This window comes from Eleftheria terrae, from assembly GCF_030419005.1.
Taxonomy (GTDB): Bacteria; Pseudomonadota; Gammaproteobacteria; order Burkholderiales; family Burkholderiaceae_C; genus Caldimonas; species Caldimonas terrae.
In genome coordinates, this window is record NZ_CP106951.1 from 2969255 (window position 1) to 2985113 (window position 15859).

Sequence of the window (15859 nt, forward strand, 5' to 3'; positions counted from 1 at the left end):
GAAAGGCCCAAACGAAAGCGCCCAACCGAGAACGGTTGGGCGTCGTATTTTGGTGGTGCAGAACCACCATAAGACCAGCCTTCCTGTGTCGTTCCCGCTACCGTACGCGGCCAACCGAGCCCCGTCTCCCTCTCCTGCCCTGCCCTGATCTCGTCCACCTGTGGGCGACTGCGCCGTTCGGAAGGAACGAAATCTGCGCGCGGCGGCATCATGATGCTAGGGACCATCGACTCCCTCCTCACGTCATCCCGTCTCCCGGCAACTGTGAATCATTCGGGTGTGATGGTACGCACGGCTGCAGGTGGGCACTGTAGAATTTGTTTCAATTAGCCAGAACAAGCCCGGCCATGGACACAGGGAACATTAGCCGACCGAAGGGAACACAACCCGAGCCAGTCGCAGCCGGCCCGGGGAGTAGCACAGCCGATTCCAACTCGCGGATCAGCGCGAGCGAGGTGAAGCCCGCGTGAGCGAGCCGAAGCCTGATGCTCCGCGCCTCAATCGCTTGTTTCGAACGGCGATTGTTACAGGCGTCGAGAGCGCGGTTCGCCTGCACATCGAGCGGGGTGACGACCTCAATGCCCGTGACGACAAGGGGCTGACGGCATTGATGATCGCGGCCTCTCACGACCGGGCGGGCATATGCGAACTTCTGCTGCAAGCCGGCGCCGACCCGACCGCGCGTGATCCAGCCGGGAATGACGCTCTCTTCCACGCCAAGCGCCTCGGCGCTCAGCGTGCGGCGGAACGCATCGCGGCAGCCGTATCCGTAACGGGCGCTGGCGCGACGGCAGTTGCGTGTCCGCAAGAAGACAGCCATCCACCGGCCTCGGGCGTCACGCTGCCGATCTTTCGACCGGCCTCGCCTCTACCGGAATTCGGGCCAAGCGCTGGTCAATCGGGCGAGCAGCGGGCGTCGATTGCCCTCAGCAATTCGGCCCCAGCAGGTGCGCCTTCCGGCGGCAACCACGGCGTGACTCCTGTCCCATCTCCAGGAGACAACCAGCGCCAGGATGTCATGGACCTTGACGAGCTCACGGACGGCTTCGGCAGCGGCCTGCCTGCCGCTCTTGACGCCTGGGAAGCAGAGGAGGATCGGCCGGCCCCGGTGGATGACCGCTCAGTGGCGGAAGCAGCAGCAGCGATCCAGGCATCGATCTCACTGCATGCCCCGGTCGATTCGTCCGCTGCGTGGGACGATATCGAGGTGATTCTGCCGCACTTGGCGGCCCCGCTGCCGAGTGCGGAAGGCGCCAAAGGTGTCGCCGAACTGCGCCGCCTCGTCCTGAGAGCGGTACGGGAAGGGAGCGTGCCGCTTGCCGCCGTTGAGGACCTGTCCCTTGATCCCGAGCAGGACAAGGACGCGGCGGGCAAGGTCCTGCTCCGCATTGTCTTGAACGACCTCGGGGCGGAAATTGATGACCGCGTGGAGTACCGCTCTCCATTCGACAACTTCGAGGTGTTTGTCGATCCCGACGAGACGTCTGAGGAAGAGGCCGCCGTCTCCGACGCGCTGGCATTTCTGGATGACCTCCGGTCGAACCGGAACGACCCGGTCCGTCTCTATATGAGAGACCTGCACCGCAAGCGACTCGTAACCGCCGAGGAGGAGATTGCACTGGCGCAGGCGATGGAGAGGGGCGTGGATGAGGCGCTCGACGCCCTTTCAGCATGGCCCGCAGGCCTTCAGCACCTCGTCGTGGCAGCAGATTCCGTGCGCAGGGGCGCCCGGCCCATGAGCTGGATTACGGCCGAGGCTGGAGATGATGTCCCGCCTGAGGAAGACGCTGGAGATGCGGCAGGCATTGAAGATGTTGGCCGACCGCGTTCCTCGCAAGAGGGGAACGGATCCGACGACGAACCGGGGGTTGAACTGGAGGACCGTTCGGCCGATCCTGTTGGTTTTCTCAGGAGGATTGCAGATCTGGCGAACATGTGTGGAGCGGCCGCGCTTCCCATCGAGATTCGTCGAACACTCGCCGAGCTTCGCATCACGAGGCAGTTCCTGCTGGACCTATGCGCCGCGGCAAGCGAAGACAGAACGGCATCGGCGTCGCGCTTTTCCTCCGCAGTCCGGGCCTATCGGGACGCGAGGGATCGCCTGACGGATGCGAACCTGAAGCTGGTGTTGACGGTTGCCAGGAGGTATCACGGCCTGGGCGTACCGATGGAAGATCTCCTTCAGGAAGGCAACATCGGGCTGCTGAAGGCCGTCGACAAGTTTGACTGGCGCCGGGGGCTCAAGTTCTCGACCATGGCGATCTGGTGGATCCGCCAGCAGGTCAGCCGCTCGGTGGCCGACAAGTCCCTCCTCATCCGGCTTCCGGTCCACATGTTCGACACGGCCCGCCGCATTCTGAGAGAGGACGAGGACTTCGAAAGGGAGACGGGCCGTCGAGCCCCGGTCAAATGGTTGGCCGAACGGCTTTCGCTGCCGATCGCAAAGATCGGTCCGGCGCTGCGCGCAACCTCCGAGCCCCTCCCTGTTGAGGCGCTCGATCTTGAACCAGGCATCGAGAACCGGTGCAACGCCGATCCGTTCGAGCATGTCGCGGCCTTGCACTTGCGCCGGACGCTGGACGTGCAGCTGCGCGGCCTCGGGGCCAAGCAGGAGCAGGTACTCCGCATGCGCTTTGGCTTCGGGCTGGACGACGCACTCACGCTGGAGGAAGTGGGCGAAAAGTACCAGGTCACTAGAGAACGGATCAGGCAGATAGAGGCAGCCGCCCTCCGCGACCTTCGACATCCGCACCGCTCCGGGTCCCTTGCAGCGTGGCTCGGTAAGGACCCTTCATCCGTACAACAGGGCGAACACGAGCGCGACAGCGATGCCGCCAGGAAGATGGTCGGCAGGGGCGCTCTCCCCTCCAACGCGCGGGGGGCACGAAGGCAACGCATGACAGTCGAGGCATCCTCCACGCCGGAGGAGCCCGCGAAACCGTCCGCTCTTGCCCGCCTGCTCGAAAGGTGCCTTCAGAACGGCATTCCCGTCGAGGACCTCCGGCAGCAGCACGGCGCCGGGTCGGTCTGGGTCTACCTCAACGACCCCGAAGACAGCACCCTGCGTCGCCTGGCACGGGATCTTATGGCCATGGGCTTCGAGCACTGGCCGGGGAAAGGTTACTGGCGATGAGCCGCGGAACTCGCAACGCACCGCCCCGCGCGTCCGCGATGCTGCAGTCGCTACGCGGCCTCGGCTACTCCACCGGATCCGCACTTGCCGATATCGTCGACAACAGCATCTCGGCCGGAGCGCGGGAGGTCCGCATCGACTTCGCCTGGAGCGGTCCCGACAGCCGGATTTCGATTCTCGACGATGGCGACGGCATGACGGACTCCCAACTCGAGAGTGCGATGACCCTCGGCGACAAGAGCCCGGTGGATTCCCGCGAACCGCAGGATCTCGGCCGCTTCGGCCTGGGACTGAAGACCGCCTCCTTTTCGCAATGCCGGCGGCTGACGGTCGCTTCCGTGGTCGGCCCGAGTACTGCCTGCCTGCGCTGGGACCTCGACCAGCTGGCCGCCAGTGCCGATGGAGGGTGGCTGCTGTTCGAAGGGCCGGCTACCGGCTCCGAGCCCTTCCTCGTGCAACTCTCAGGACGAAGCGCGGGAACACTCGTGTTGTGGGAGGCGATGGACCGGATCGTCACGCCCGGGTACACGGCGGACGACTTCAACGACATGATAGATGGCGCCGAACGGCACTTGGCCATGGTGTTCCATCGCCTTCTGGGCGGTCCCCGGAGGCGCTTGCGGCTGCTGATCAACGGGCGGCCCGTACTGCCCTGGGACCCTTTCATGAGCGGTCATGCTGCAAAGCCATGGGCGTCCCCGATCGCCAGGATGCCGACCGACGTCGGCAAGATCGAGGTCGAGTGCCATGTACTGCCCCACAAGGACCAGCTGACGGCGGAAGAGTTCGAAGCGGCCGCCGGTCCCGAGGGCTGGACGGCGCAGCAGGGCTTCTATGTCTATCGCAACGAGCGGCTGCTGCTTGCCGGAGGATGGCTGGGCCTGGGGCAGGGCCGCGCATGGAACCGGGAAGAGGCTCACAGGCTGGCCCGCATCCGGCTCGACATCCCGAACACGGCCGACACGGCCTGGAGGATCGACATCCGGAAATCAACGGCGCGGCCGCCCGTGACTCTTCGCCCCTGGCTGACGCGTCTGGCAGAGGACACGCGTGCCCGCGCGCGAAAGGTGTTTGCGTATCGGGGAGCACCGGCAACGGGCCACAGAGGTGTCCCGCTGGATCATGCCTGGCGGGCCGAGCACAGCAGGTCGGGCGTCAAATACCGGATCGACGAAAGACACCCGGCGATTGCGGCGGTCCTTGACGGTTCAGGCCCCCAGGCCACACTCGTGCGCGCCATGCTGAGGGTGATCGAGGAAACGGTGCCGGTGCAGCGCATCTGGCTTGACACGGCAGAGAACAGGGAAACCCCTCGCACGGCCTTCGCGGGAGAACCGCCGAAGGCCGTCATCGAGGCGCTATTCCCTTTCTACGAAGACATGGTCAAACGCCGCGGGATGAGTGCTCAGGCCGCCAAGCGAACGCTGCTCGGCATGGAGCCATTCCAGAACTATCCGGCGCTCGTCGACGGCCTACCGGACGAGCTGCAGTGAACGCAAGCACAAGGACTTCGACATGACCGAGAACGACCGAGCGCTCGCCGACGCCATCAGCATCGCGCAGACGCTTATGCGTGGAGACAAGGAAAAGGGAGGCATCACACCGGCCCTCATCGCGGAAAAGGTGAAAGTCGCCGCGACAATGCTGGCCTCCGCGCACCCCGGCGGGATTGACGAGGCGTGTGCGGTTGCAGAGCTCATCCGGCGCTTCAGTCACTGGATCGGGAGGGACTCGACGCTCGAGAACGACGAGAACCACAGGCCCTGGCTCGTCTCGGCAAGGAAGAAGGACTGGCGCTACTGGCAGCGGTATCAAGGCTACCTGGAGCGAAAGCTGGCCCTCGACGTGGTCCAGGCTCTTGACGAGTCAACGGACAACATCCTCAGGCAGCTGGAGGATCCGCTCCGGGAAGGTGCATGGGATCGCCGGGGACTGGTCGTCGGCCACGTCCAGTCGGGCAAGACCAGCAACTACTCCGGCTTGGTGTGCAAGGCGGCAGACGCCGGATACAAGATCATCATCGTCCTCGCCGGGGTGCACAACAACCTGCGGGCGCAAACGCAGATCCGTCTCGAAGAATGCTTCCTCGGCTATGAGACGTCGGCGAACCGAGATCCGGGCAAGCCGATCGGCGTTGCCGAGATTGATAGCGATCCGAGCATTCACCCGCATTGCGCAACAACCCGTGCCGACAACGGCGACTTCAGTGCGACAGTCGCCAGGCATTTCGCCATCACGCCCGAGGAGCGGCCGTGGCTGTTCGTCGTGAAGAAGCAGAAGACGGTCCTCACCCAGCTCCTCAAGTGGATCCGGGGGCACGTCGCGGACACCACTGACAGGGCTACCGGGCGCCGGGTCGTCACCAAACTGCCGCTGCTCGTCATCGACGACGAGGCGGACCACGCTTCCGTCGACACGGGCGAACAGCTGTTCGATGCGGACGGCAAGCCGGACGAGGAGCATCAGCCCAAGACCATCAACAGCCTCATCCGGAAGATCCTTCATGCCTTCGAGAAGTCGGCCTACGTGGGCTACACGGCGACGCCATTTGCCAACATCTTCATCCACCGGCGCAACGAGACCCCGGAAGAGGGCCCCGACCTGTTCCCCGAGGCGTTCATCGTCAACCTAGCCGCCCCGTCCAACTATGTAGGTCCCGCCCGGGTCTTCGGTCTCCTGGGCCCCGAGGGGCGGGACGGAGGGCTGCCGCTCACGCGCCCGGTCGCCGATCATGTGAACAGGGAGGAACCGGGCGGCTGGATGCCTGCGAGACACAGGAAGGAGCACATCCCCATCTACAACGGCCAGGAGGCGATTCCTCCCTCGCTCAGGAACGCGATCTGTTCCTTCGTCCTGGCATGCGCTGCACGGACCTGCCGCGGGCAGGGCTCTCATCACTCCTCCATGCTGGTCCACGTGACGCGCTTTACCGCGGTGCAGCAGCACGTGCATCTGCAGGTCGAGGAGGCTGTGCGGAGGATGAAACAGCGGATCACGCGCCGGATCGACCACGAGGAACTGCTGGAGCAGCTTCGGCGGTTGTGGGAAGAGGACTTCGTTCCGACCTCGGCAGAGCTCGAGCAGCTCGTCCCGGAAGCAGATGGCGCGCGGAAGGTTCCTGCCTGGGACGAGATCGCGCATGCGCTCCCCGATGTGATCTCGGACATCTCGGTCCGCACGGTGAACGGCACGGCAAAGGACGCACTCGACTACGCGGACGAGGAAGGCCACGGACTGAAGGTCATAGCGATCGGCGGAGACAAGCTTGCACGGGGGCTGACACTGGAAGGCCTGTGCACGAGCTACTTCGTTCGGACGACGAAGATGTACGACACGCTGATGCAAATGGGGCGCTGGTTCGGGTACCGGCCGGGTTACGTGGACCTGTGCCGCCTGTACACCAGTGACGACTTGGTCGAATGGTTCGGGCACATCGCGGACGCGTCGGAGGAGCTGCGCGAGGAATTTGACGACATGGCCGATCGCGGCGCGAAGCCGCGCGACTACGGTCTGAAAGTTCAGTCTCATCCGACGCTGCTGGTGACGTCGCCGCTCAAGATGCGCACTGCGAAGAGCCTGCAGCTTTCGTTCAGCGGCGAACTCCTGGAAACGGTCTCCCTCTTCGACGACGGGCCTCAGCTCGATCGCAACCTGTCCGCGACAGCGCAGTTGATCCGGGCAATGGGGCCTCCAGTCCACGCAGGAGAGATCAGCCGGTCGCGCGGGGGTGGCAAACACGTGTGGCAGGGCCACCTCTGGCAGGGCATCCCGGCCGACTTGGTCGCCGAGTTTCTTGAAGGATACGCGACGCACCCCAAGGCGACCAAGGTGAAGAGCGGCCTGCTCGCCCAGTTCATCCGATCAATGGCTACCGAAGGGGAACTCACCTCGTGGACCGTTGTGATGCTGGGAGGCGGGGACGGCGGTTCTTACACCTTCCCGGGGGGCATCACGATTGATAGGATGCTCAAGCGTAAGGCAGGGGACCCGCGCGATCGCTATGCTATCGGCCGGCTTCTCTCGCCCAGGGACGAAGCCATCGACCTGGAGGGACCCGCCTGGGAGGCCGCCTTGACGGCAACCCGGCACGCCTGGACAAAAGATCCGGGCCGGCACAAGGACGGTCAGGTACCGCAGCCGCCGGAGCTTCCTAACGGACCGGCGATCCGGCGCATCCGCGGGAACGGTGCAGAGGGAGTTGCGCCAGCACCGGAGCGAGGACTGTTGCTGATTTATCCGCTCGATCCCGCCAAGTCAGACCAGCCGGCCCTCAAAGGCCGCACGGCTCCGGTGATCGCGATCGGCCTCAGCTTCCCGCAGAGCAACTCCGGGATCAAGGTTGAGTACAAGGTGGACCACCTGACGTGGGAGCGCTGGGAGCAGGAATATGGCCCGACAGAGTGAGGAGTTCATCCTGGCTTGGCAATCGCTGTCGAGCACCGACGGAAACAGCGGATGGCGGACGATCCCGATTGCCCCATCGGGGCGGTGCCTCCTCAGTGCTGGTCGGCGCTTCCCCGGCAACGAGGAGGCATTGCTGGTTCGCTTCCCCGGAGCGTCGCTCCCGGCCGCGGACAAGCTGCCCGAGGGCCAGGGCTTCAACGTGGAGCGGGTTGACCTCAACCAGGCCGGCACCCTGTCTCTGGCTCTCAGCCGCAAGTCGACGGGCAGCGCCGAGCTGTTCCTTGCCATGGCCTGTGACGTGGCGGGGGCCCTCGATGCTGAGACATCACTTGACCCCCAGCGATCACTGCGCGGCTTCCTCGGTCGCGTGCGTGCGTGGCAGGAATTCATGCGCACGGGGGGGCAGGCGCTGAGCGCCGAGGCAGAGACGGGGCTGATCGGGGAACTGACAATGCTTTCGGCCATCGTCGAGACCGGCATGCCGCCCGCAGCAGCGATCGAGTCATGGGTGGGGCCGCTGGGCGGTACGCAGGACTTCCTGCTCGGAACAGGAGCGATCGAGGTGAAGGCGACACTTGCCTCGTCCGGCTTCCCCGCTCGAATCGTTTCGCTCGACCAGCTCGATGACTCGGTTCGCCAGCCACTCTTCCTGGCCGGGTTGAGATTTCGGCAGCATGCAGACGGGCGGTCGCTTCCCGAATCGGTTGCCGACTTGCGAAGCAGGACCGGAGACGACACCGAAGCCGGGAGGATGCTGGCGGAACGCCTCCTGGCGGCGGGCTACCTCGGCAGCCACGCCGGTCGGTACTCCCGGCGCGTGGAACTGGCAGAGATGCGTATCCTCCTGGTGACCGCAAGCTTTCCCCGTCTGACTCACGCGACCGTCCCCGCCGGAATATTCAGGGCGGCTTATGAACTCGACCTCGACAGGGTGCATGGCAATGGCCTCAGCCTTGTCGAAGCGCTCCAAGCATTGAAGGTGCTGTAGAAATGTCACTGCCCGATTTCCTGCGAGAGACGCAGACCGAAGTCAGGAACCAGATGGCTGACGGTTCTCCGTTTGCCGAGCTGGTTTTCTGCGAAATTGCCATGCAGCACATGGCCGAGATCGGCATGACCTTCGAGCCGGTTTCCTGTCATTTCCAGGGGAAGGTGCTCAATGCCAATCTGCGCCTCAGCGGTTACGCACTGTCGGAAGAGCAGGACCAGCTCGACCTGTTCGTTAGCCTCTACGAGGGCGTCGAGGAGCCGACCCCCATCTCCGACACCGAAACGCGAACGGCGGTCGAGCAATGCCTCAGGTTCATCGGTTTTGCCGCGGAGGGCAAGCTGGCGCCGAAGCTCGAGCCGACATCCGATGTGCGAAGCTTCGCCGAGATCCTTCAGGAGATCTACGACGAGCTCGAGCAGGTCCGCGTGTTCGTTCTCACGGACAAGGTGACGAAATCCAAAAGTTTCAAGACCCGGGACATCGCCGGCAAGGCAGTCCGTCTCGAGGTCATGGACATCGAGCGGTTGTACCGCCACCTGTCGGAGGGCAAACCCCGCGACGAGCTGGTGGTCGACTTTACCGAAGTGTCGGGCCGGCCGCTGCCGTGCGTCTCGGTGCCCGGGGAGACGGGCGACGACGATTACGACTACGCACTGACCGCCATCCCCGGCGAAGCGCTACGGCTGCTGTACGAGAAGTTCGGTGCACGCCTGCTGGAGGCCAACGTCCGGTCCTTCCTGAGCGTCAAGGGCAAGGGTGTCAACGCCGGAATCCAGAACACGCTGAGGACTGCTCCGGGCCGCTTCATGGCCTACAACAACGGCATCGTGGTCGTCGCTGACGAGATCCGCTTCGGAAAGGCGGAGGACGGCTCGACCGGCATTGCATGGCTAAAGGGTCTGCAGATCGTCAACGGAGGGCAGACGACCGCCTCTCTCTACTTTTCAAAGAAGAAATTTCCCGACACGGACCTGAGCCGCGTGCGAGTGCCCGCCAAGATCATCGTCATGAAGACGCAGGACCCGGTGAGGGAGGAGGCGCTGGTCTCCGACATTTCCCGATTCGCCAACAGCCAGAACGCGGTGCGGCAGTCCGACCTGTCCGCAAACAAGCCGTTCCATGTCGAGATCGAGAAGCTGTCCCTCACCGTCTACTGCCCGGACGGGGTCGGGCGCTGGTTCTACGAGCGTGCAGCAGGCAGCTACAACACGATGCTGGCCCGGGAAGGAACGACGCCAGCCAGGCTCAAGGCGCTCAAGGAAGCCATTCCTCCCGCCCGCCGGATCACGAAGACCGACCTGGCGAAGTACCTGAACGCTTGGGATCGCAAGCCGGAAGTGGTCAGCCTGGGCTCGCAGAAGAACTTCGACCGGTTCATGGCCTCGTTGAGCGGGCCGGAAGGGGCGGAGCTGCCGTTGCCGACGGTTGCGGATTACAAGGGCATGATCGCCAAGGCGAAGCTCTTCCGCGACGCTCAGAAGCTTGTCCGCCCGATGTTCCAGGCCTTCCAGGCAAATGTCACGGCCTACGTGGTGGCCGTGCTCTCTGATCGACTTGGCGAGCGCATTGATCTCGACCGTATCTGGGCTCGCCAAGCGTGCTCTCCGGAACTGCTGGAACAGGTCGCCACATGGGCCAGGGAAGTGGATGCCGAACTGCACCGGACGGCGGCAGGCCGGATGGTTTCCGAGTGGGCGAAAAAGCCGGAATGCAGGGATGCGGTTCTCGGTGCAAGCTACTCCGCGGCATCCGAAGACATTCCCGAACTTCGCTGAAGGCCCGCGCGATGACGGACGTGGTTGCCCCAGAGACCAGGAGCCGGATGATGTCCGGCATCCGCGGCAAGAACACGAAGCCGGAGATTCTGCTCCGGAAAGCCCTCTTTGCAGCCGGATACCGGTTCCGCCTGCATCGCCGTGACTTGCCGGGCGCGCCGGATATCGTGCTGCCCGGGCGTCGCGTCGCTGTCTTCGTGCACGGGTGCTTCTGGCACCGGCACGCTGGCTGCAAGAACGCCAAACTGCCGTCGAGCCGCGAGGAATTCTGGCGCACGAAACTGGAGGGCAACGTGGAACGGGACCGGCGGGCGGTGAACGCACTGCGGTCCGAAGGTTGGCGCGTTCTGGTGTGCTGGGAATGCGCCACCAGGGATGCTTCCGCCGTCGCTGCCATGCCGAAGACCCTTCGCCGGTGGATCGAGAGCGGTGAGGCGCTTGGCGAAATCAGCGCCGGGAAGCCTGGATGAAATCGAACACAACCTCGGCGATCTGCCGCGCCAGGTATGGCGGAACCGCGTTGCCGACCTGCCAGTACTGTTGGGTGCGGCTTCCCTCGAAAAAGTAGTTGTCGGGGAATGTCTGAAGCCGGGCTGCCTCTCGCACCGTGAGACTTCGGCACTGTGAAGGGTCGTAGTGGATGTAGTAGTGCCCGTCCTTCGAAATGTGCGAGACGACCGTTGTGGATGGCTCGGCGGCCAACTGGACCCGAAAACGGTCCAGGAAGGGCACCTCCTCCGCCTTCATGTTCCCGTGGTCGGGTAGCAGGCGTGGCGGAAACTGCGGCAACTTCGGAGACAGCCGATGCTTGGCCGCATAGCATGCCGCGAACATGTAGCGGTGCAGATCCGAACGCATGTGCAGCCGGGTTTCGTGCTGCAGGACGCCCTCGAGCTTCGGGTCGTGGAACCAGGCCCAGAGGTTCTCCGGCATGAATTCCGGGGTGGCCATGTCACACTCGATGAACCGGCCACCGAAGGACTCATGCTTGGCAGCCTCGCGCCAAGCACGCCCCATGGCCGTCTCCAGTTCGGCCCGGATGGGCTGGCGCCACCCCTTCATGCCGACCGGCGCCTCCTTCAACGCTGCGAGCCACGCCGCGGCACTGTCGGCCTCCCTGGAAAGCCGACTTCGCAGTCGCGGCAACCCGTCAAGAACGGCCTTCACGCCCACCCTTGCCCCCACCTCCTGCAGCACGAACCGGCCAATCTGCCGCAGTGCCGCAGAAGCGGACTCAGCCAGATCGGAGCGTATCCCGAAAAGGATGACACGGTGCCTTGTCTGCGGCAGCCCGAACTTCTCGGCCTCGATCACGTATTCCGCAGGCTTGATGTCCTCTCCGCTGACGACGAAGGATCTTATGCAATAGTGAAGCCCGTTTCCGGGAGACTTCAAGTCGGCAAGAATTCTGTCGAAAATCGGAGAGCCGCCATGCGTCGACGTCAACATTCCCTTAACGTTCTCCATGACAAAAACTGCCGGCCCGAATTGTCGAATGATTCTCAAATATTCTGTATAAAGAAAATGACGTTTGTCACTTTCAAACTTCTTTGGGTCCTTGCCGCGAAGCCGAGATCTGCCGACCATTGAATATGCCTGACACGGTGGGCCACCTATAAGAACCCACTCCCTTGAGTTCCCGAGGGCCTCGCGTATCCATCTATCCACTGTCTTGTGAGGCGTCACCCCGAGTTCAGCGCATTTGGCCTCCCCTGCTGCCATGCGGCTCTCCTCGGAGATCGACGGGTGCGAGAATAACTCCCGCCTGGAAATACGGCCCCGAACGTAATCGTAATAACAGTCCGGAGCTTTCCCTCGCGCAAAACTACGAAACAGGGCGCGTAAGGAAAGCGTCTGGGATGCCACCTCATCCTTCTCAATTGACACCTTGACTGCGAAGCGGCGCGCACCTGTGTCATCGACAATGGACGAAAAACCTTCACCGAGCCCGCCGGGTCCGGCGAACAAATCAATCACCGGAATGGGACTGTGCTGCGACATACATCCAATTTCACATTCTGACCGGAACTGACCAATAGCGTTCCCGCGGCAATTCAGTTCATCAATAAGCACCGCCTTCAGGCAGCATGATATCTGTTTACTGCCAAACCGGGGCAGGGGCTTCGCCAAGAGCAGCTTCTACACATGAAAACGCTGACTTGTTCCCCGTAAGACAGCTCGCTGAGGTACCTACCCGACGTTCTCGACACGCCCAATGCAGGATCTCGCACTGCATAAAGGCGGCGTAGCGTCACGGTCGCAGGAATTCCTCGGCCAGACGCTGCACTAGCTTCATTTGGTAGACTGGCAATGCGACCCTGTGGATGCATCCAGTATACCCGTCTCTTCGGTTCCAAGCGCCCGCGGCATGTCGACCTGTATTCTGCGCAGGCGAGGGAGTGCGCTTGCGTGATCAGTTCAATCAGCAGTCACAAGAGACGACGGCCTGGGGAACCAGATTCCGTGCATGGTTCGGTAGAGCGTTGCCAACGGGACCACACGGGCATGTAAGCCGTCGCGGCAAGGATGGCCATGGCCTTGCCTTGCCTTGCCTTGCCTTGCCTTGAGAGGTACCGCCCAGCGATCCAGTTCGGTTCTCCTTGGTTCAACGCAGCCAAGGCAGCGTCGGTTTGCCGTAAGTTCGCTGACGCGGCACATGCCCAGTTGGCGCAGGACTGACAGCCCTCGATCCGGTTTAGAGCCCGATAGCTCGGTGTCGCGCTTCTCCAACGCAGCGGTTGCAATGCGAAATGGCGTGCCGCCATGATGGCCTTTGACGGGTTGGGTGCCCGAAAAAGCTGCGCGGTCGCATTTTTCGGCGCGCGGCCTTGCTGTGACTCCTCCCAGGAAGTGAGGCATTCAGCCTGTCTCTCCCTCTTGTGGGGGGCACAATTGTCCAGTGGAAGACTCTACTCTTTTGCCCCGCGCTGGGTGGAGCGCCGATCCAACACAGCCGCAGCGAAGGACAGCGAATTTCCCATCTCTTGCTAATTGATATCGACAAGAGTAGTCGCACAGTTGTCCATGCAAGAACGCTGCCATAAAGGCATTCTCGTTTTATTTATTGATATTCGCATGTCTTGCTTGTCAACAAATTTCAACAATTCTAATCGATTTGCGCTGAAGGCAACCTTCGGCATATTAATCGCGTCTTTCTCGGCTGTCGCTACTGCGCAGGTTACTGTGTCAGCCGGGATAATGGGAATATTTACTGGCGCCGAGGACGTCATGAAGTGTGATGCGTATGGTGGCGAATGGTCAAGCAAGGGCAGCACCGATGGGCGCCCCTATTGCCACAAACCCCCATTGATTGTTCTTCACGACGGAAATATCGCTGACCGTGTTGCACTTGGCCTGAGGCGATACACTGCAAAAGAGTGCAAGCCGCCGTACGTCTATGAAGATACCGGATGGACATTAGGGAACATCCCCCTTCCCGACGGGGTAAACGAAACCCCAAAATTTCTTGATGGCGGGTTCTTTGACAAATTCTTCAGGGAGGTGCGGCTAATCAAAGTGCACGCCATGAGATATGACTCGAAGACGAAAGAATGTAGCCCCAAGGGTCCTTATTACTGGTCAGCACAAAGAGATACGCCGAGACTTCAGGATCACTCATGTCCGCATGCCAACCCTACCTTGCTAGGTGTCGGCGAAAAGATTCAAAGGGAGAACGATTCAGAAGTTCTAGGTTTTCCGCTCAGGCGTTTCTATTCTTCCCACGCCGCCATAGCGTCCCGAAGTTATATCGGGCCGGGGTGGTTGCATACCTACAGCGAATCTGTGCGCTTCACACCGGCTGCCGATGGAAACTTGGCGTCTGTTTTGATCGTTCGCGCAGACGGAAAGACTGGCATTTTTCGCTTTCCCGAGGGAAAGTGGATGCCGAAAGAACCCACGCGGGGGCAACTGTGGGAGATTGAAGGAGCCGGCCTTACCGACGTGCGCTGGAGAGTGCTGTTTGAAGATGAGGAGCAGATCAAGTCGTTCGACGGTTTGGGGCGGCTGGTGGGTATTGAATCGCTCCGTGGCGGCAGCTTTTATATAACATACAATTCCCCATCCGAGTTGCGACTTCAGACGGTCACCGAGGCGCGATCCCTCCGGTCCATTCGCTTCGACTACGATGCGGAGGGTCGGCTGCTGTCCGTCACCTCGCCAGGCCGCGGCTCCATTGCATTCGAATTTGACGTCGGACTACCGGAAGGCAAGTTGGCGCAGGGCCTCCTCACCGGGGTCATCTATCCCGATTCGAGCAAGATGACGTATCACTATGAAGATTTGAGATTTCCTGCTGCGCTTACCGGTATCACGAGGGAAGATGGACATCGATTTTCCACTTACGGCTACGACTCTGCTTTGAAGGTTATCAACGTCGGACACGGGGAAGGCGCAAGAATTGGAGCTAGAGCCTACAGCTACTCCAGCTCTGGAACTGTTGAAACTGATCCGAAGGGTGTGAAGCGGACGCATCGCTTCAGTAACGCCGCAATGGCGATGCGGGGGGCTGGCGTCTCCCAGCCGAAGGGCGCGGGGTGTGACGCAAGCACAAGCACGGTTGAGTACGACGTTGCCGGAAGAGCGATTTCGAGGGACGACTTCACCGGCAAGCGGACTTGTTATGAAAGAGACAGTCGCGGGCTGGAGACGAGCCGAGTTGAGGGGTTGGGCAAAGCCGCCCAATGCACGGCATTCCTGGTGGCTGGCGCAGCGCTACCCACTGCCAGCCGCAAGATCAGCACGCAGTGGCATCCCGATTGGCATATGACGGTGAAGCTGGCCGAGCCACGACGTATCGTGACGACCATTTACAACGGTCAGCCGGATTCCTTCAACGGCAATGTGACTGCTAGTTGTGCTCCAGCAACTGCCAAGCTATCGAACGGCAAGCCAATCGCCGTGGTGTGCAAGCGGGTGGAGCAGGCCACTACGGACGAGGACGGGAGCAAGGGCTTCGCAGCGACGCTGGCTCCCGGCGTGGCGGCGCGCCAGTGGAGCTACACCTACAACGAGTACGGCCAAGTGCTGAGCGAAGACGGCCCGCGCACCGACGCGGCCGACGTGACCAAGTACGAGTACTACACCGACACCACGGCCGAGTGGACCCGGGGCGACCTGAAGCAGGTGACCGACGCCGCCGGCCAAGTGACCCGCTACACCAGGTACAACCCGCACGGCCAGGTGTTGACCATGGTGGACCCGAACAACGTCAGCACCGAGTACACCTACGACCTGCGGCAGCGGCTCAAGAGCGTGAGCACGGGCGGGCAGAGCACCAAGTACGACTACGAGCCTACGGGCCTGCTCAAGCAGGTGACGCAGCCCGACGGCAGCTACGTGCGCTACAGCTACGACGACGCGCACCGGCTGACGGGCATCAGCGACGGGCTGGGCAACTCGGTGACGTACACGCTGAACAACGCCGGCGAGCGGGAGAAGGAAGAAGTGAAGGACCCGAGCGGGGCGCTGATGCGCAACATCAGCCGGGCCTATGACGCACTGGGCCGACTGCAGAGCGTGACCGGCGCCGTGCATTGAGCTGAGCGGCCACAACGA

At 62.4% G+C, this 15859-nt stretch carries 8 protein-coding genes; 7 read left to right on the forward strand and 1 reads right to left on the reverse strand.

Features of this window, described 5'->3' with window-relative positions:
* The first annotated feature begins 466 nt into the window (after nt 1–466).
* The 6 genes from N7L95_RS13080 to N7L95_RS13105 are packed head-to-tail and all read left to right on the forward strand — an operon-like array spanning nt 467 to nt 10773.
* Nucleotides 467–3133 carry a sigma-70 family RNA polymerase sigma factor gene (locus N7L95_RS13080; RefSeq protein ID WP_301255683.1) on the forward strand — a complete coding sequence of 889 codons (2667 nt, stop codon included), beginning with the start codon at nt 467–469 and terminating at the stop codon, nt 3131–3133.
* Nucleotides 3130–4626, forward strand: coding sequence for an ATP-binding protein (locus N7L95_RS13085; protein ID WP_301255684.1), 1497 nt, complete (start codon nt 3130–3132; stop codon nt 4624–4626). The genes N7L95_RS13080 and N7L95_RS13085 overlap by 4 nt, the downstream gene beginning before the upstream one ends.
* 22 nt (nt 4627–4648) lie before the next feature.
* Nucleotides 4649–7537, forward strand: a complete 2889-nt coding sequence (locus N7L95_RS13090; RefSeq protein ID WP_301255685.1) for a Z1 domain-containing protein — start codon at nt 4649–4651, stop codon at nt 7535–7537.
* Nucleotides 7521–8525: a PD-(D/E)XK motif protein gene (locus tag N7L95_RS13095; RefSeq protein WP_301255687.1), complete on the forward strand. Its 1005-nt coding sequence runs from the start codon at nt 7521–7523 to the stop codon at nt 8523–8525. Before N7L95_RS13090 ends, N7L95_RS13095 begins: the two co-directional genes overlap by 17 nt.
* Nucleotides 8526–8527: 2 nt before the next feature.
* Complete coding sequence (locus tag N7L95_RS13100; RefSeq protein WP_301255688.1) at nt 8528–10303, forward strand: AIPR family protein; 1776 nt, start codon at nt 8528–8530, stop codon at nt 10301–10303.
* Nucleotides 10304–10314: 11 nt separating this feature from the next.
* Nucleotides 10315–10773: a very short patch repair endonuclease gene (locus N7L95_RS13105; RefSeq protein ID WP_435870021.1), complete on the forward strand. Its 459-nt coding sequence runs from the start codon at nt 10315–10317 to the stop codon at nt 10771–10773.
* Here the strand turns inward: N7L95_RS13105 and N7L95_RS13110 are convergent.
* Nucleotides 10751–12433 carry a DNA cytosine methyltransferase gene (locus N7L95_RS13110; RefSeq protein WP_301255690.1) on the reverse strand — a complete coding sequence of 561 codons (1683 nt, stop codon included), beginning with the start codon at nt 12431–12433 and terminating at the stop codon, nt 10751–10753. The genes N7L95_RS13105 and N7L95_RS13110 overlap by 23 nt on opposite strands.
* Nucleotides 12434–13327: 894 nt before the next feature.
* Here N7L95_RS13110 and N7L95_RS13115 point away from each other — a divergent pair.
* Entirely contained in the window at nt 13328–15841 is a 2514-nt protein-coding gene (locus N7L95_RS13115; RefSeq protein WP_301255691.1) for a DUF6531 domain-containing protein, read from the forward strand.
* Nucleotides 15842–15859 lie beyond the last annotated feature (18 nt).

Bases quoted from the DNA above. Each gene is read 5' to 3' on its own strand.
- N7L95_RS13095 (WP_301255687.1), top strand. From the start codon at position 7,521: ATGGCCCGACAGAGTGAGGAGTTCATCCTGGCTTGGCAATCGCTGTCG.
- N7L95_RS13100 (WP_301255688.1), top strand. From the start codon at position 8,528: ATGTCACTGCCCGATTTCCTGCGAGAGACGCAGACCGAAGTCAGGAAC.
- N7L95_RS13115 (WP_301255691.1), top strand. From the start codon at position 13,328: ATGCAAGAACGCTGCCATAAAGGCATTCTCGTTTTATTTATTGATATT.
- N7L95_RS13085 (WP_301255684.1), top strand. From the start codon at position 3,130: ATGAGCCGCGGAACTCGCAACGCACCGCCCCGCGCGTCCGCGATGCTG.
- N7L95_RS13105 (WP_435870021.1), top strand. From the start codon at position 10,315: ATGACGGACGTGGTTGCCCCAGAGACCAGGAGCCGGATGATGTCCGGC.
- N7L95_RS13090 (WP_301255685.1), top strand. From the start codon at position 4,649: ATGACCGAGAACGACCGAGCGCTCGCCGACGCCATCAGCATCGCGCAG.